This window comes from Nocardioides solisilvae, from assembly GCF_003194625.1.
Lineage (GTDB): Bacteria > Actinomycetota > Actinomycetes > Propionibacteriales > Nocardioidaceae > Nocardioides > Nocardioides solisilvae.
In genome coordinates, this window is the sequence record NZ_QHKX01000003.1 from 668,652 (window position 1) to 685,613 (window position 16,962).

At 73.6% G+C, this 16,962-nt stretch carries 13 protein-coding genes and 1 tRNA gene; 9 read left to right on the forward strand and 5 right to left on the reverse strand.

What is annotated here, in order from left to right:
• Positions 1-40: 40 nt before the first annotated feature.
• The 6 genes from DNK53_RS14545 to DNK53_RS14575 all read left to right on the forward strand — a co-directional run bounded on the left by DNK53_RS14545 (position 41) and on the right by DNK53_RS14575 (position 5,990).
• Complete coding sequence (locus DNK53_RS14545) at positions 41-1,426, forward strand: MFS transporter (RefSeq protein WP_110183013.1); 1,386 nt, start codon at positions 41-43, stop codon at positions 1,424-1,426.
• Positions 1,419-2,870 (forward strand): pyridoxal phosphate-dependent decarboxylase family protein, encoded by a 1,452-nt coding sequence (locus tag DNK53_RS14550; protein ID WP_110183014.1) that lies wholly within the window; start codon positions 1,419-1,421, stop codon positions 2,868-2,870. Before DNK53_RS14545 ends, DNK53_RS14550 begins: the two co-directional genes overlap by 8 nt.
• Positions 2,871-2,881: 11 nt before the next feature.
• Positions 2,882-3,598: a uracil-DNA glycosylase gene (locus DNK53_RS14555; RefSeq protein ID WP_239456546.1), complete on the forward strand. Its 717-nt coding sequence runs from the start codon at positions 2,882-2,884 to the stop codon at positions 3,596-3,598.
• Between the two features lie 63 nt (positions 3,599-3,661).
• Positions 3,662-4,432 carry a dioxygenase family protein gene (locus DNK53_RS14560; RefSeq protein ID WP_110183016.1) on the forward strand — a complete coding sequence of 257 codons (771 nt, stop codon included), beginning with the start codon at positions 3,662-3,664 and terminating at the stop codon, positions 4,430-4,432.
• Positions 4,433-4,493: 61 nt separating this feature from the next.
• On the forward strand, positions 4,494-5,345 hold the full coding sequence (gene pdxY, locus DNK53_RS14565; RefSeq protein WP_110183017.1) for a pyridoxal kinase PdxY: 852 nt from the start codon (positions 4,494-4,496) through the stop codon (positions 5,343-5,345).
• 572 nt (positions 5,346-5,917) lie between these two features.
• Positions 5,918-5,990: transfer RNA gene (locus DNK53_RS14575), tRNA-Thr, on the forward strand.
• Positions 5,991-6,008: 18 nt separating this feature from the next.
• Here the strand turns inward: DNK53_RS14575 and DNK53_RS14580 are convergent.
• The gene (locus tag DNK53_RS14580; protein WP_110183018.1) at positions 6,009-6,671 is read right to left on the reverse strand and encodes a potassium channel family protein; all 663 of its coding nucleotides are present in this window, start codon (positions 6,669-6,671) and stop codon (positions 6,009-6,011) included.
• On the reverse strand, positions 6,664-8,031 hold the full coding sequence (locus tag DNK53_RS14585; protein WP_239456547.1) for a TrkH family potassium uptake protein: 1,368 nt from the start codon (positions 8,029-8,031) through the stop codon (positions 6,664-6,666). The genes DNK53_RS14580 and DNK53_RS14585 overlap by 8 nt, the downstream gene beginning before the upstream one ends.
• 44 nt (positions 8,032-8,075) lie before the next feature.
• Here DNK53_RS14585 and DNK53_RS14590 point away from each other — a divergent pair, with 44 nt between their 5' ends.
• Entirely contained in the window at positions 8,076-9,908 is a 1,833-nt protein-coding gene (locus DNK53_RS14590) for a glycoside hydrolase family 13 protein (protein WP_110183019.1), read from the forward strand.
• A gap of 69 nt (positions 9,909-9,977) precedes the next feature.
• Positions 9,978-11,189 (forward strand): DUF4032 domain-containing protein, encoded by a 1,212-nt coding sequence (locus tag DNK53_RS14595; protein ID WP_110183020.1) that lies wholly within the window; start codon positions 9,978-9,980, stop codon positions 11,187-11,189.
• A 14-nt stretch (positions 11,190-11,203) separates the two neighbouring features.
• Here DNK53_RS14595 and DNK53_RS14600 read toward each other — a convergent pair whose 3' ends face one another.
• Both DNK53_RS14600 and DNK53_RS14605 read right to left on the reverse strand, forming a co-directional pair.
• Positions 11,204-11,722: a gluconokinase gene (locus DNK53_RS14600; RefSeq protein ID WP_110183021.1), complete on the reverse strand. Its 519-nt coding sequence runs from the start codon at positions 11,720-11,722 to the stop codon at positions 11,204-11,206.
• Entirely contained in the window at positions 11,719-13,176 is a 1,458-nt protein-coding gene (locus DNK53_RS14605) for a GntP family permease (protein WP_110183022.1), read from the reverse strand. Before DNK53_RS14605 ends, DNK53_RS14600 begins: the two co-directional genes overlap by 4 nt.
• A gap of 89 nt (positions 13,177-13,265) precedes the next feature.
• Between DNK53_RS14605 and DNK53_RS14610 the strand changes: the two genes are divergently transcribed.
• Positions 13,266-15,521, forward strand: a complete 2,256-nt coding sequence (locus DNK53_RS14610) for an MMPL family transporter (RefSeq protein WP_110183023.1) — start codon at positions 13,266-13,268, stop codon at positions 15,519-15,521.
• A 31-nt stretch (positions 15,522-15,552) separates the two neighbouring features.
• Here the strand turns inward: DNK53_RS14610 and DNK53_RS17600 are convergent, their stop codons facing one another.
• Complete coding sequence (locus tag DNK53_RS17600; RefSeq protein ID WP_162599955.1) at positions 15,553-16,890, reverse strand: fibronectin type III domain-containing protein; 1,338 nt, start codon at positions 16,888-16,890, stop codon at positions 15,553-15,555.
• Positions 16,891-16,962 lie beyond the last annotated feature (72 nt).

The following is a 16,962-nucleotide window of genomic DNA, read 5'->3' on the forward strand; positions in this document are numbered from 1 at the left end:
GTCCGGGGGGTGTGTCGCCGGTCACCACTAGGGTGCCGCCATGACGACGCCCCCGAGCGGTTCCGCGCCCCTGCCCACCGGGGTCAGGGTCGGCTACGGCTCCGGGTCGGTGGCGACCGGGGCGTTCGGCACGGTCCCGGGCCTCATGCTCCTGCCGTTCCTCACCGACAGCCTGGGCATCGCCGCGCTGTGGGCGGGGCTGATCGTCTTCCTGCCCAAGGCCTGGGACGTGCTGCTCAACCCGGTGGCCGGCCGGGTCAGCGACCGCACCACCGACCCGCGCGGGCCGCGGCGGCCGTGGCTGCTGCGGGCCGGCCTCGCGCTGGCGGCCTGCTTCGCCCTCATCTTCGCCGCCCCCGAGATGGGCTCCCGGGTGGCCGAGGCCGCGTGGGTGCTGGTCTTCTTCCTGGCCGCCGCGACGGCGTACGCGTTCTTCCAGGTCCCCTACGTCTCCATGCCCGCCGAGATCACCGGCTCCTACGACGAGCGCACCCGGTTGATGACGTGGCGGGTGGCCATCCTGGCGCTCACGATCATGCTCGCGGGCGCGACCGCGCCGCTGATCCGCGACGGGGTGGGCGGCCGCGACGGCTACCGCGTGATGGGCGTGGTGATGGCGCTGGTGATCGCGGTCGGGGTGGTCTGCTCCTACGTCGGCACCCGGCGCGCGCCGGTCGGAGCCGTGGCGGCGGGTTCCGGGACGTTCCGCGACCAGCTCCGCGTGGTCGCCCGGGCCCGCGACTTCCGGCTGCTGCTCACCACCTTCGTCGTCCAGGCCCTCGCGACCGGCAGCATGCTCGCCGGTGTCGACTACCTCGCCGGCGAGGTGCTCGGCAACGCCGGCGCCGCCACGCTGCTCTTCGTCTGCTTCGTCGGGCCCGCGCTGGTGCTCACCCCCGTCTGGGCGCGGGTGGGGGCGCGGGTCGGCAAGAAGCAGGGGTACGTCGCCTCGTCGCTGGTGCTGGCCACGGGCGCCGCGCTGGCCGCGACGGCGCAGGTCGCCCCCGCCGGGGTCGTCTACGCGGCGACCGCGCTGGTGGGGGTCGGCTACGCGGGCTGCCAGGTCTTCCCGATGGCGATGATGCCCGACGCCGCGGCGGTCGACACCCGACGCACCGGCGAGAACCGGGTCGGCGTCTACACCGGTGTCTGGACGGCCGGCGAGACCCTGGGGCTGGCGCTGGGGCCCGGCGTCTTCGCCCTCGTGCTGGCGCTCGGCGACTACCGGTCCTCCACCGACGGCTCCGCCGTCCAGCCCGACTCGGCCCTGACGGCCATCACCCTCGGCTTCAGCCTGCTCCCGGCCGCCCTCGTGCTGCTGAGCCTGTGGTGGCTGCGGGCCTACCGACTCACCGCCGCCGACCTGGAGCCCGGCCCCGGCCCCGGGCCCGACTCCGACCCCGACCTCGAGGAGAGCCGTGCCTGAGACCCCCGACGTCCTCGCCCTCCTCCGCGAGCGGCAGGAGGCCGACCTGCCCGTCCACGGCGGGCGCACGCTGGCCTACGTCTACGACTCCGGCCTGGCCGAGGTCGACCGGCTCGGGCGCGAGGCGGTGGCGGCGTACGCCGGCTCCAACGGCCTCGACCCGACCGCCTTCCCCAGCCTCCTGCAGATGGAGAACGAGCTGGTCGGCTTCGCCGCGGACCTGCTCGACGCCCCCCAGGGCGCGGTCGGGACCGTCACCTCCGGCGGCACCGAGTCGGTGCTGCTCGCGGTCCAGGGCGCCCGCGACTCCCGTCCCGACGTGGCGCGGCCCTCGATGGTGCTCCCCGAGACGGCGCACGCGGCGTTCCACAAGGCGGCCCACTACTTCGGCGTCCGCCCCGTCACGGTCCCGGTCGGCGCCGACTTCCGGCCCGACCCCGCGGCCGTCGCCGACGCGATCGACGACACGACCGTCCTCGTCGTGGCCTCCGCCCCCTCCTACGCCCACGGGGTGGTCGACCCCGTGCCCGCGATCGCCGCCGCCGCCGCGGCGCGCGGCGTCCGCTGCCACGTCGACGCCTGCATCGGCGGGTGGGTGCTGCCGTACGCCGCCCGGCTGGGGCGGCCGGTGACGCCGTGGACCTTCGCGGTCGAGGGGGTCACCTCGATCTCGGTCGACACCCACAAGTACGCCTACGCCCCCAAGGGGACCTCGGTGCTGCTGCACCGGAGCAGCGCGCTGCGCCGCCCCCAGCTCTTCGCGTCGGCGGCGTGGCCCGGCTACACGATGCTCAACTCGACGCTGCAGTCCACGAAGTCGGGCGGGCCGCTCGCCGGGACGTGGGCGGTGGTGACCGCCCTTGGCGACCAGGGGTACCTCCGCCTCGCCGCCGACGCGCTCGAGGCGGTCGACCGGGTCGTCGCCGGCGTCGGGGCGATCCCGCAGCTACGGCTCGTGGTCGCACCCGACTCGACCCTGCTCGCGCTGGCCACCGACGAGAGCTGCGACGTCTTCACGCTCACCGACGAGCTGGTCGCCCGCGGCTGGTACGTCCAGCCGCAGATGTCGTGGGGCGGGAACGCGCCGACCCTGCACCTGTCGGTCAGCGCCGCGACGCTGCCGCTGGTCGACGAGCTGCTGGAGGCGCTGACCAGCTCCGTGGCCGCCGCCGTCGCGGCGGGACCCGTGCGCGTCGACCCCGACGTGGTCGCCTTCGTGGAGGCACTCGACCCCGCGGCGCTGACCGACGCAGACTTCGACGGGCTGCTCGCCGCCTCCGGCCTGGTCGGACCCGCGGCCGAGGGTGTCTCCGGCGGCCTCGCGCTGCCGGAGCGGATGGCCGAGGTCAACGCCCTGCTCGACGTCGCCGCGCCGGCGATGCGGGAGGCGCTCCTGGTGGCCTTCCTCGACCGGCTCGCGCGGCCGGTGCGGGAGCCCCGCTAGGTTCAGCGGCCATGGGAGCAGCCACGGAGCGGGGTCTCGCCGCACTCGTCGAGCGAGGGCTCATGGCCCCTGACTGGGCGGAGGCGATGGCCCCGGTCGAGGAGCAGGTCACCGCCCTGGGGCAGTTCCTGCGCGAGGAGGTCGGGGCGGGCCGCCCCTACCTGCCCGCGGGGGAGGCGGTCTTCCGGGCCTTCCAGCGGCCGCTGGCCGACGTCCGCGTGCTCGTCGTGGGGCAGGACCCCTACCCGACCCCGGGTCACCCGATCGGGCTCAGCTTCGCGGTGGCGCCCCACGTCCGGCCGGTCCCCCGCAGCCTGGCCAACATCTACCGCGAGCTCCACGACGACCTCGGCCACCCGCCCGTCCCGCACGGCGACCTCACCTCGTGGGCCGACCAGGGGGTGATGCTGCTCAACCGGGTGCTCACCGTGCGGCCGGGCGACTCCGGATCCCACCGGGGCAAGGGCTGGGAGGCGGTGACCGAGCACGCGATCCGGGTCCTCGCGGAGCGGGGCGGTCCCTGCGCGGCGATCCTCTGGGGCCGGGACGCGCAGTCGCTCAAGCCGCTGCTGGGCGGCATCCCGTGGGTGGAGTCGGTCCACCCCTCCCCGCTCTCCGCCTCGCGGGGGTTCTTCGGGTCTCGCCCGTTCAGCCGGGTCGACCGGTTGCTCGAGGAGCAGGGCGGGACGAGACTGGACTGGCGGCTGCCGGACGCCCCGCGCGCCTGACCCTCCGCCCTGCTCTCCCCAGACCCCTGGAATAAAGTTGAACGTTGAACTATTATGGTGGGCATGAACCGGATGCCTGCCCTCTACATCGGCCACGGAGCCCCGCCGCTCCTCGACGACCCCGTCTGGTCCGGCGAGCTGGCGGCCTGGTCCCGCGACCTGCCCCGGCCGAAGGCGATCCTGATCGTCAGCGCCCACTGGGAGTCCGCGCCCGTGAGCCTCACGGCGAGCGGCGCCGAGCTGGTCTACGACTTCGGCGGCTTCGCGCCGAAGTACTACAACATGCGCTACGACACCCCCGACTCCACCGCGCTCGCCGCCCGGATCGCCGCGATGATGCCCGACACCCAGCCGGTGCACCAGCACGTCTCCCGGGGTCTCGACCACGGCGCCTGGGTGCCGCTGAAGATCATGTACCCCGAGGCGGACATCCCCGTCGTGCAGATGTCGCTCCCGACCTCCGACCCCGGCACCCTCATGCAGCTCGGCGCCCGCCTGCGCCCGCTCCGGGACGAGGGCGTGCTGATCATCGGGTCCGGCTTCCTCACCCACGGGCTGCCGTTCCTCAAGGAGTTCCGGATCGAGGCCGCCGCCCCAGGGTGGTCGAAGGAGTTCGACGCCTGGGCCGCCGAGGCCCTCGCGCGGGGCGACGTCGACGAGCTCGCGTCGTACCGCTCGAACGCGCCGGGGATGCCCTACGCGCACCCCACCGTCGAGCACTACACCCCCCTCTTCGTCACCCTCGGCGCAGCCACCCAGGCCGACGCCCCCGGCGACCAGCGGGTCGACGGCTTCTGGATGGGCCTCTCCAAGCGCTCGCTCCAGGTCGCCTGACCCACCTCCCCGGTGGAGACGTGAGGACTCACCGCCCCACCGTGGGTGCAAGACTGGCCGGGTGAAGATCCTCTCCGTCCAGTCCCACGTCGCCTACGGACACGTCGGCAACTCAGCCGCCGTCTTCCCGCTCCAGCGCCGGGGTCACGAGGTGTGGCCCGTCCACACGGTCAACTTCTCCAACCACACCGGGTACGGCGCCTGGGGCGGTCCGCTGATCGCACCGGCCGACGTCGACGCCGTGATCACCGGCATCGAGGACCGCGGCGTGCTCGGCCAGGTCGACGCCGTCCTGTCGGGCTACCAGGGCGGGGCGGGGATCGCCGACGTGATCGTCTCGGCGGTCACGCGGGTCAAGGCCGCCAACCCGGCCGCCACCTACACCTGCGACCCGGTGATGGGCAACGCGAAGTCGGGCTGCTTCGTCCACCCCGACATCCCCCCGATCATCCGGGAGCGGGTCGTGCCGGTGGCCGACATCATCACGCCCAACCAGTTCGAGCTGGGTTTCCTCACCCACACCGAGCCCGACACCCTGGAGTCGACGCTGGCCTCCGCCGACGCCGCGATGGCGATGGGTCCGAGCACCGTCCTCGTCACCAGCGTCGAGCGCCCCGACCGACCCGAGGGGACGATCGAGATGCTCGCCGTGACCCGTGAGGGAGCCTGGATCGTGCAGACCCCGCACCTGCCGTTCAAGGCCAACGGCTCGGGCGACGTCACCGCGGCGCTCTTCACCGCCCACCTGCACGAGACGGGCTCGGCCGCCGAGGCGCTCGCCGCCACCACCTCCAGCGTCTTCGACCTCCTGCAGAACACCCTCGACTCCGGCGAGCGCGAGCTGCGGCTGGTGCAGTCCCAGGAGATCTACGCCCACCCGCGGATGCAGTTCGAGGTGCGCCAGGTCCGATGACCGGTTGGTCAATCGTCCGGCGATGAGTCCGAGAGCTGACTCAACGGCCGACGTCTGTGACCCGCACTTGCTCGCGCCTCAGTACGACTCGCCGCGCGTGTAGCGCTCCCGGGACGACATGGCGTCCGCGACCTGGGTTGCGTGCCTTGAAGGTGTCGAGCTGGCTGTCGCAGTGGGGACAGACCAGACGTAGGTTCTCAAGACGGTTGTTTTCGGAGTCGCCGTCGATGTGGTCAAGAACCAGCACCAGAGGGCGACCGTTCCACACCCCTGGACGAGCGCAGAGGGCACACAGTCCTTGCTGCTCCTCGCCGATGTGACGTCTGATGTCGTGCCCCTTGGCCGTTCCAGCGTGTGGGGCGTCGCCGGTCTCGAGCCACCCGGCGACACGTTCGCGACGCTCAACCGCCCGCTGGCACCGATTGCTGCAGAAGACTCTGTTCGGCCGACCCTCCGCCTGCAAACCACAACCACGGCACGTGAAGAGCATGGGAGGAAACCAGACGGCCTCGCCGACACCGCCGGCTCGCTGACTACGATGTGCGGGCGCCGGCCGATGTGGGCCGCCGCGCGCCGGTGTAGCTCAGTTGGTAGAGCGCTTCTCTTGTAAAGAAGATGTCGCGGGTTCGAATCCTGTCACCGGCTCCGGGTCCACGAGCGAGGTCACGTCAGCGCGCTGAACCGCTCGACCTTCCCCTTCGGTCCGGAGACGATGATCTCGCAGCCCTCCCGCAGGACCGTCTGGGCGGTGGCATAGGTGAACGCCTCCCCGGGCGGCTTCACCCCGACCACGGTGATGCCGTACTCCTCGCGGACGCCGTAGCCGCCGAGCGAGCGACCGAGCATCCACGTCGGCGGGCGGGTCTTGGCGAAGGCGTAGCCGTCGTCGAACTCGATGTACTCGATCATCCGCCCCGTCACGAGGTGGGCCACCCGCTTGCCGGTGTCGTGCTCGGGGCGCACGACGTGGTCGACCCCGATCTTCTCGAGGATGCGACCGTGCGACTGGCTGATCGCCTTGGCCCACACGAGCGGGACGCCGAGGTCCAGCACGATCGAGGCGGTCAGGATGCTGGCCTCGAGGTCGGTCCCGATGCCCACGACCGCCCGTTCGAACTCGCCCACGGAGAGCTCGCGGAGGGCGTCGGCGTTGGTCGAGTCGGCCTGCACCACGTGGGTGAGCCGACCCGCGAGGGACTGCACGATCATCGGGTCGGAGTCGATGCCGAGCACCTCGACACCCTCCTTCACCAGCTCGAGGGCCAGCGAGCGGCCGAAGCGGCCGAGGCCGATGACGACGACGCCGTGGTGGGTCTGCCTAGCCAATGAGAGGCCTTCCTTCCGGGAGACGGCGCAGGTGCGGCTTCTCACGCAGCGCCAGGGCGGCGGCAACCGTGATCGGGCCGAGCCGGCCGATGAACATGAGGGCGGTGAGGACGAGCTGGGCGGGGCTGGGGAGGTCGGGGGTGATGCCCGTCGACAACCCCACCGTGGCGAGCGCGGAGACCACCTCGAAGAGGGCGTCCTCGGTGTCGATCGTGCTGACCTCGAGCAGCACCAGCGTCGAGACGACGACGGCGCCGACCGAGAGCAGCGCCACCGTCAGCGCCTGCCGGACGACGCGGGGGTCGAGCCGGCGGCCGAACGCCTCGACGTCCGCCTCGCCGCGGACCTCCGCGACGATCACGAAGAGGAGGAGGACGAAGGTGGTCACCTTGATGCCGCCCGCCGTGCCCCCCGAGCCGCCGCCGATGAACATGAGGATCTCGGTGCCGAGCAGCGTCCCCTCGCGCATCTGGCCGTAGTCGAGGCTGTTGAAGCCCGCCGTGCGCGGCATCACCGCCTGGAAGAAGCCGGCCAGCAGGCGGTCGGCCGGCGGCAGCGCGCCCAGCGTGCCCGGGTTGCGCCACTCGTTGGCGGTGACGAAGACGGTGCCGAGCACGAGCAGCACCAGCGTCGCGCTCAGGGTCATCCGCGTGTGCACGCTCAGCAGGCGCCACGGGCCGGTCTGCCGGCGCAGCTCGAGCCAGACCGGGAACCCGAGGCCGCCCGCGATCACCGCGCCCGCGATCGGCAGGCAGATCCATGGGTCCGAGACGAAGCCCATCAGGTTGTCGCGGTAGAGCGCGAAGCCGGCGTTGTTGAAGGCGGAGACGGCGTGGAAGACCCCGAGGTACGCCGCCCGCGGCCACTCCTCGCCGTACCCCCACGCGAAGCGCAGCGTGAGCAGCACGGCCGTGACCGCCTCGAAGAGCAGGCTGAAGGCCAGCACCCCGGTCACCACGGAGCGCACGTCCCCCGGGCCGGACGCCTTCGTCTCGGCGGCGGCCGTGAGGCGCGAGCGGAGGCCGAGCCGACGGAAGATCGCGAGTCCGAGCAGCGAGGCGAGCGTCATGATGCCGAGCCCGCCGACCTGGATCAGCCCCAGGATCACGGCCTCCCCGAACGCCGACCAGTACGACGGGGTGTCCACCACGGCGAGCCCGGTGACGCACGTGGCGCTGGTGGCGGTGAAGAGCGCGACGACGAGGGGCGCGCCGCCCTCCCCGGCCCGGGAGATCGGTAGCGCCAGCAGCGCCGTGCCGACCGCGACCGCCACGGCGAAGGCGGCCACCACGACCTGGGCGGGGTGCCGGAGCAGCGGACGCCGGTCCGCGGCATCCGCCCGTGGCGGCAGCACCCTCACCCGGGTGAGGCTACGCCACGCGGGCGCCGTATACGGTCGGACGCATGACGTGCCTCGACCAGCCGCACCACGACGGATCGAGCGTCTACCTCGACACGGGCCGCGGCTCTGACGCGCCGCCCCGCCTGGGCGACCTGGTCACGGTCCGGGTCCGGACCGCCGCGACCGACCCGGTGACGGCGATGTGGGTGCGCACGACGTACGACGCGGAGCCGGTCTACCACCTGATGGTCGCCCGCCCGCTGGGCGAGGGCGAGGACGCCCGCTGGTGGCACGGCGCCCTCCCGGTGCACAACCCGGTGACCCACTACCGGTTCCTGCTGGCCCGCGGCGACGAGCAGCAGTGGCTGACGGGCTCCGGCCTGGTCGACCACGACGTCCCCGACGCCTCCGACTTCATGGTCGCCGCCCACCCCGAGGCCCCCGACTGGGCCCGTGACGGAGTCGTCTACCAGGTCTTCCCCGACCGCTTCGCCCGCTCCGCGGCGGCCGACGGGCGGCCCGTCCCGGCGTGGGCGGTGCCGGCGGGGTGGGACGACGAGGTGGTCTTCGAGGGCCACGACCCGCGCACCCCGCTCCAGCTCTTCGGCGGCGACCTGGACGGCCTGACCGACCACCTCGACCACGTGGCCGAGGTCGGCGCCGACATCGTCTACACCACCCCGGTCTTCCCCGGGGAGAGCAACCACCGCTACAACGCCTCCACCTTCGACCGGGTCGACCCCCTGCTCGGCGGCGACGAGGCCTACACCCGGCTCAGCCGCGCCGTGCACGACCGCGGGTGGCGGCTCGTCGGCGACCTCACCACCAACCACACCGGCGACACCCACGAGTGGTTCCGCACCGCGGTGAGCGACCCCGAGGCGCCGGAGCGCGACTACTACCACTTCCGCGACGACGGCAGCTACGAGTGCTGGATGGGCCACCACACGCTGCCGAAGGTCGACCACACCAGCCCCGCCCTGCGCGCCCGGATGGTCGAGGGCCCCGACTCGGTGGTGGCCCGCTGGATGCGCCCGCCCTTCGAGCTCGACGGCTGGCGGATCGACGTGGCCAACATGACCGGGCGCCTGGGGGCGGTCGACGTCGCCCACGACGTGGCCCGGGCGGTACGCCGCACGGCCACCGCCGAGCGCGCGGACGCGTGGGTGATCGGCGAGCACAACCACGACGCCACGGGCGACGTGGACGGCGACGGCTGGCACGGGGCGATGAACTACTCCGGCTTCTCCTGGCCCCTGTGGTCGTGGCTGCGCGACCCGGCCTCCCCGGCGCGGGCGTTCGGCCGGCCGGTGCCGGTGCCGCGTCGCGACGGCCACGCCTTCGTCCGGGCGCTGCGCGACTGGCAGGGCTCGCTCGGCTGGCGCGCCACCGCGGCCGGCTGGAACATCCTCGGCTCCCACGACAGCGCCCGGATCCGCACCGTCGTGGGGTCGGCCGAGGTGCACCGGGTGGCGGCCGGCCTGCAGTTCACGATGCCCGGCGTCCCGATGGTCTTCGCCGGCGACGAGATCGGTCTCGAGGGGGTGCTGGGCGAGGACGCCCGCCGCCCGATGCCGTGGCACCGCCGCGACTCGTGGGACCACGCCACGCTGGCGACGTACGCCGCCCTGGCCGGGCTCCGCCGCGAGCACCCGGCGCTGCGCCGCGGCGGCCTGCGGTGGGCCCACGTCGGCGTCGACGAGGTCGCCTACCTGCGCGAGCACCCCGACGGCACCCTGCTGGTCACCGCCCGCCGGGCCGGCGGCCCGGTCCTGGACGCGCTGCGCGAGGGGCTCCCCGACGGCACGCTGCTGCTGACCACCGAGGACGCGGTCGACCCGGCGGTCGGCGCCGCCCACGCCGGGCCGGTCCTGACCGTCCACGCCCTCGCCTGAACCGCGGCGGCCCTGCCGCGGCCCCGCGGGCGCCCTGCGGCGCCCGGCCGAGGGGTTAGGCTGCCTCGCATGGCGCTGCGGATCGTGGCCAACCGGCCGGACCCTGCCATCGTCCGGCTGCCCTGGCACCTGCCGCTGGAGGAGTGGACCGACGAGTTCGTCGTCCCCCTCCCCCGAGGCCTGTCCCGGCACGTCGTGCGGATCGTCCGCCTCGGGCAGCGCACCTACGCCGTCAAGGAGACCCAGGAGCCGATCGCCTTCCGCGAGTACCGGACCCTGCGCGACCTGCGCCGGCTCGACCTGCCGACCGTCGTGCCCCAGGGCGTGGTCGCCGGGCGCACCGGTGCCGACGGCGAGCTGCCCGCCGCCCTGGTCACCGAGCACCTGCGCTTCTCGCTGCCCTACCGCAGCCTCTTCCAGCACGGCGCCACCGCGGCGCACGTGCCGCTGCTCATCGACGCGCTCGTCGTGCTGCTGGTACGGCTCCACCTCGCCGGCTTCTTCTGGGGCGACGTCTCGCTCTCCAACGTGCTCTTCCGGCGCAACGCGGGCGAGTTCTCCGCCTACCTGGTCGACGCCGAGACCGGGGAGCTGCACGACGTCGTGGGGCGGAGGATGCGCGAGCACGACGTCACCATCGGCTGCGAGAACGTCTTCGCCGAGCTGCTCGACCTGCAGGCCAGCGGCGCGGTCGCCGGCGACCTGGAGCCGCACGCGATCATCACGATGCTGCGCGAACGGTACGCCGCCCTGTGGGCCGAGCTGACCCGCGAGGAGGAGTTCTCCACCACCGAGATGTGGCGGATCGAGCAGCGGATCGAGCGGCTCAACGAGCTCGGCTTCGACGTCGACGAGCTCGACATCATCACCGACTACGACGGCGACCGGGTGCGCATCCAGCCCAAGGTGGTCGACCTGGGCCACCACGCCCGCGAGCTCGCCTCGCTCACCGGGATGAACGTGGAGGAGAACCAGGCCCGCCGGCTCCTCAACGACCTCGCCGCCTACACCGCCCACCACGACCTGGGGCGCGAGGACCGCGACGCCGTGGCCAACCGCTGGCTGACCACCGTCTACGAGCCGATCGTGGCGATGATCCCGGCCCACGCCCGGGGCAAGCTGGAGCCGGCCGAGGTCTTCCACGAGATCCTCGAGCACCGCTGGTACCTCTCGGAGCAGGCCGGCCACGAGGTCGACATCTTCGAGACCGCGCGGGACTACATCGACAAGTTCCTGCCGCAGAAGCCCGAGGAGGCGATCGCCGCCGACGCCGAAGCCTGAGCCGCGCGCGGCGGTCAGCCCGCCAGGTCGAGCCGGGCCAGCACCATCGCCGCGATCCGCTCCGGCGGGTGGGCCACGTCGACCGTCATCCCGGCCTCGTCGGGCTGCAGCGGCTCGAGCGTGTCGAGCTGGGACTCCAGCAGGGTGGGCGGCATGAAGTGGGCACGGTCGGACATCCGCTGCAGCAGCAGGCCCTTGTCGCCGACCATGTGCACGAAGAACGTGCGCTCCCCGCCCCCGCGCAGCACGTCGCGGTAGGCGCGGCGCAGCGCGGAGCAGCTGACCAGGGTGGGCTCCCCCCGTTCGTCCCGCTCGCGCGTCCAGTCGGCGAGCGTCCCCAGCCAGCCCCACCGGTCGTCGTCGGTGAGCGGCCGACCCGACTGCATCTTCGCGATGTTCTCCGGCGGGTGGAAGTCGTCCCCCTCGGCCATCTCCCAGCCGAGCCGCTCGCGCACCGCCTCGGCGGCGGTGCTCTTCCCCGAGCCCGAGACCCCCATGAAGACCAGGTGCCAGGGGCGGTCCCCGGGGCTCATCCGACCAGCCACAAGCCGCAGGCCAGCACGAAGATCGAGAGCCCCAGGGTCGTCTCCATGACCGTCCAGGTCTTCAGCGTCGTCTTCACGTCCATCCCGAAGAAGCGGCTCACCAGCCAGAAGCCGGAGTCGTTGACGTGGGAGAGGACGGTGGCGCCCGCCGCGATCGCCAGGACGAGGGCGACCAGCTGCACCGAGGACGGGTCCTCGGCCACCACGGCGGCCGAGATCAGGCCCGCGGTCGTGGTCAGGGCGACGGTCGCCGAGCCCTGGGCGACGCGCAGGATCGTGGCGATCACGAACGCCGACAGGATCAGCGGGAGCCCGAGATCCTCCAGCGACTCCGACAGGGCGCTGCCGATGCCGCTGTAGCGGAGCACTCCGCCGAACATGCCGCCCGCGCCGGTGATGAGGATGATCGCGCAGATCGGGCCGAGCGCGTCGTTGAGGATCGTCTCCAGGTCGGCGCGCGAGCGGCCCCGGGTGCCGAGGGTGTAGCTGGCGACCAGCAGCGTGATCAGCAGGGCCACCGGGGTCTGCCCCACGAAGATCACCGCGTCGACCAGCGTGCCCTCCTCGTCGAGGGAGCCCGAGGTGCGCAGCGTGGTCAGCACGGTGTTGGCGCCGATCAGGACCAGGGGCAGCAGCAGGATCCCGAGGACGTGGCCGAACGACGGCGCGCGCGACGACGCCGTACCCGCCCCGTCGCCAGCGGCGCCACCGTCGGCACCGTCGTCGCCCGCGCCGGCAGCACCGGGACCCGCCCCGTGACCGCCGGAGCGGTGCCCGGTGAGGACGCTGTCGTCGATCGGGACCATCACCTTGCCGGCGTAGGCGATCGTGAAGAGGTGGACGCCCACGTACCACGCCAGCACCGCCACCGGCACGCCGATCAGCGTGGTGAGCCCGATGCTCGCGCCGATCTCGGTGGCGGCGGTGACCGGCCCCGGGTGCGGCGGCACGATCGCGTGCATCGCCGCGAAGGCGCCGGCGGCGGGCAGGGCGTAGAGCAGGACCGAGCCGCCGAACCGGGTCGCCACGGAGAAGATGATCGGCAGGAAGACCACGAGGCCGGCGTCGAAGAAGATCGGCAGGCCGAAGAGGAGCGCCGCGACGCCGAGCGCGAACGGGGCCCGTTTCTCCCCGAACCGGTTGATCAGGGTGTCGGCCAGCACCTGCGCGCCGCCCGTCACCTCGAGCAGGCGGCCGATCATGGCGCCCAGGCCGACCAGCAGGGCGACGGTGCCGAGGGTGGACCCGAAGGCCCCCACCGCGACCCCCGCCACGTCGGCCATCGGGACCCCCGCGGCGATCGCGGTGCCGAAGCTGACGAGGACGAGCGCGACGAACGCGTGCATCCGCGCGCCGATGATGAGGACGAGCAGGACGGCGATCGCGGCGGCCGCGATCAGCAGCAGCGCCGCGGAGCCGTAGGCCGGTTCCATGGGATCCATCTGGATCTCCCTCCCGAGAGGCGTGGGTCACACCGTATCCCCCTGGACCGACGGGACGGGTCGACCAGCCGGGTGGGAGGCTCTGCCCCGTGAAGAAGTCCGACCCGTTCCTGCTCCGGCTCGGGCGCGGCACCGCGCGGCACTGGGCGGCCACCGTCGTCTCCTGGGTCGTGCTCGTCGTCCTCGGCTTCGTGACCAGCCTCGGCCTGCTCGGCGGCGCCTCGCTCTTCGACCGCCTCGAGACCGGCGACATCGTCGCCCCGGGGCAGGCCCAGACCGCCCGCGACCTCATCACCAGCACCGACGAGGGCGCCCTCAACGTCACGGCCCGCGTGGACGGCGTCGACCTGCTCAGCCCGACGCTCACCCGCGACGTCCGCGAGCTGGTCCGCCGCCTCGAGGCGGTCGACGGGGTGGGCCGGGTGAGCAGCCCGATGAGCACACCCGGCTGGCCGCGCGCCCGGGAGGGCTGGGCACTGGTGCAGGACAACGACCCGGAGGCGACGTCGTTCCTCGTCGTCGTCGAGGTCGGCAGCGAGGTCGGCGGGCCGGTCCAGGACGCCGTCCTGCGGGTGCTGCGGACCGACAGCCGCCTGCTGCTCGCGCCGCACGGGGCCGAGGTCACCGTCGGCGGCACCGGCCTGCTCGTCGACGACGTCATCGACCAGATCAAGGCGGACCTGACCCGCGGCGAGGGCATCGCCCTGCCCCTCTCGCTGCTGCTCATGGTCTTCGTCTTCGGCGGCTTCGTCGCCGCGGGGCTCCCCATCGCGGGGGCGGTCGCCTCGATCGCCGGGGCCCTCGCCATCCTCTTCGGCTTCTCCTACGCCATCGAGCTGGACGCGACGGTGGTCAACATCGTCACGGTCATGGGGCTGGCGCTCTGCATCGACTACGGCCTGCTGCTGGTGAGCCGGTTCCGCGAGGAGCTGGGCCACCTCGTCGGGCCCGACCGCGGCAGCGCCTCGCGCGCCCAGGTGGAGGAGGCCGTCGGCGCCGCGGTGGCCACCGCCGGCCGCACGGTGCTCTTCTCCGCCCTCATCGTCGGCATCTCGCTGTCGGGGCTGCTGCTCTTCGAGGCCCCGGTGATGCGCGCGATCGGCGCGGCCGGCGTGGCCGTCGTCCTCGTCGCCCTGCTCGTCGCGCTCACGCTCGTGCCGGCGCTCTGCTCGTGGGGCGCGGCCCGGCTGGTACGGCGTCGCGGCGCCGAGGCCGCGCCCGAGCACGGCGTCTTCAGCCGGCTCGCCCGCGTGGTGCAGCGCTTCCCGGTGCTCACCACGCTGGCCAGCGTGGCCGTGCTGCTGCTGCTCGCCCTGCCGGCCCTCGGTCTGCGGCTGACCGCCTCGGGCGTCGAGCTGCTCCCGCCCGACGCCGAGCAGCGCGTCTTCTTCGAGGAGCTCGGCGAGGACTACCCGGTCGCGGCGAGCCCCACCGTCGTGCTGGTGGCGCAGGCCTCGCCGGAGCAGGCCGCCGCCCTGGTCGCCGACCTGGAGCAGCGCGAGCAGGTGACCCGGGTCGACGAGCCGCGGGTGCTCGGGCCGCTGCCCGGGGGCGTGGAGGCCCCCGGCGCGGAGCCGGGGGGTGAGGAGCTCGTCTCGATCGGGGTGCACACCGAGGGCAGCGCGATGGACCAGCCGGCCCGCGACGTCGCGGCCGAGCTGCGCGACGCCGACTTCCCCGTGCCGACCTGGGCGGCCGGGCAGGCCGCCTCGCTCCAGGACTTCAGCGACTCGGTGGTCGACCGCGCCCCGTGGGCGGCGCTGTGGATCGCGGGCGCGACGTTCGTCCTGCTCTTCCTGCTGACCGGCAGCGTGGTCATCCCCGTCAAGGCGCTGCTGCTCAACGTCGTCTCGCTGGGAGCCAGCCTCGGCATCCTCGTCTGGGCCTTCCAGGACGGCGCGCTCGAGGGCGCCCTCGGGTTCGAGTCGGTCGGCGGGATCGAGTCGGTGATCCCGTTGATGGTGCTGGCCTTCGGGTTCGGCCTCTCGATGGACTACGAGGTCTTCCTGCTGGCGCGGGTGATCGAGCTGCACGAGGAGGGCCACGACGACGACACCGCCGTGCGGGTGGGCCTGCAGCGCTCGGGCCGGATCATCACCTCCGCCGCCGCCATCATGGTGATCGTCTTCTCCGGCTTCGCCGCCGGCGAGATGCTCATCATCAAGCAGACGGGCTTCGCGCTCGCGGTCGCCGTGCTGATCGACGCCACGATCGTCCGGATGGTCATCGTGCCCGCCACCATGACCATGCTGGGCCGGTGGAACTGGTGGGCCCCGCGCTGGCTGAAGCGCGTGCACGCCCGGTTCGGGGTCAGCGAGCACGGCTCCCCCGTGCGCGCCGCCTGACCCGTCGGGACGGGTCGGGCGGCGCGGGAGGTCACCGGGTGAACGAGCCCGCCCGGCTCGCCTTCGACCAGCCCGAGGCGTTGCCGGCCGACACGGTGACCCGGTAGCGGCCCGGACGCAGGCCCTTGACGCCCAGACGAGGTCGGGTGGAGGTCCTGACGACCTTCCTGCCCCCGGGACCGCGGAGGACCACCTTGTAGCGGGTCGCCCGGTCCGCCCCCGAGGTGGCGGGCGCCTTCCACGTCAGCGTGACCTTCGCCCCCACCACCTTCGCCGCCGGCTTGCCCGGCTTGCCGGGGACCGCCGCAGGCACCGGCGTGGGCTCGGGCGTCGTGCCGTCCGTGGGCGTCGTACCACCCGTCGGGGTCGGGGTGGGCGTGGCCGTGGGCGGCGGCGTCGGCTGCACGGCTGCGGCCGGCGTCGCGGACACCGTGGCCTCCGGGGACCAGCCGCGCGCGTTGCGCGCGGCCACGGCGAAGTCGTACCGGGTGCCGTTGGCCAGCCCGGTCAGGGTGAGCTCCGCCGTCCCCGCCGCGACGTCGTGGACCGCGCCGCCGGGCGACACGGTGACCCGCCACCCGGTCAGGTAGGAGCCGTTGTAGCGAGCCGGGTCCCCCCACCCGAGGTGCACCGAGCCGTCACCCGGGACGGCGACCAGGTGCTGGGGAGCGGTCGGGGCGGCGACGACGGCGAAGGGGGCCGAGGCGGAGGTCTCGGCGGTCAGCCCGCTCGCCATGGTGGCGCGCACCTTCAGCTGGAGGAGGTCGCCCACTGGCAGCCCGGTCAGCCGGGTGGACGTCGCGTCGGGTCCGACGGTCGCGATCGTCGCGCCGCTCGCGTGCATCACGGCGTAGGAGACCACCCGCGAGCCGCCCGGGTTCGCCGCCTGCCACCCGACCACGACGCTGGTGTCGACGTCGGACTGGACGAGGCTGAGGGTCGGCGCGATGGTCGGCGTCGTGTACGGCGTGACCGTCACCGGCGCCGACTCCTCCATCAGCCCGGCCTGGCTGCTGGCCCTCACGGTGACCTGGTACTCCTGGCCCGGCGTCAGCCCGTGGAGGGTGAGCTCGGTCGCGTTCCTCGGTGCGGTGTGGCTGCGCCCGGGCGTCACCGTGACCACGTAGGCGCCGATCTCGGCGGGCTCCAGGCCGGTGGGCGGCTGCCAGGTCACGTGCGCCTGTTCCAGCCCGGCGGTGGCCACCACCGTGCGAGGCGCCGTGTCACCGGCCTCGGGGGCCAGGGCCGTCGGCAGTCCGTCGGCGGCCGGACCTGCCCAGGACGGGGCAGCGGCCAGCGGGGCGGCGAGGAGCGGGGCGAGGAGGGCGGAGGTCAGCAGGCGGCGACGCCTGGACGAGCGGAGAGGCAAGGAACGTCCCTTCGGATCTGGGCCAGCCCCGGCCCAGGGCAGGGTGGGGCGCTCGTACCGTAGGCGCGGCCG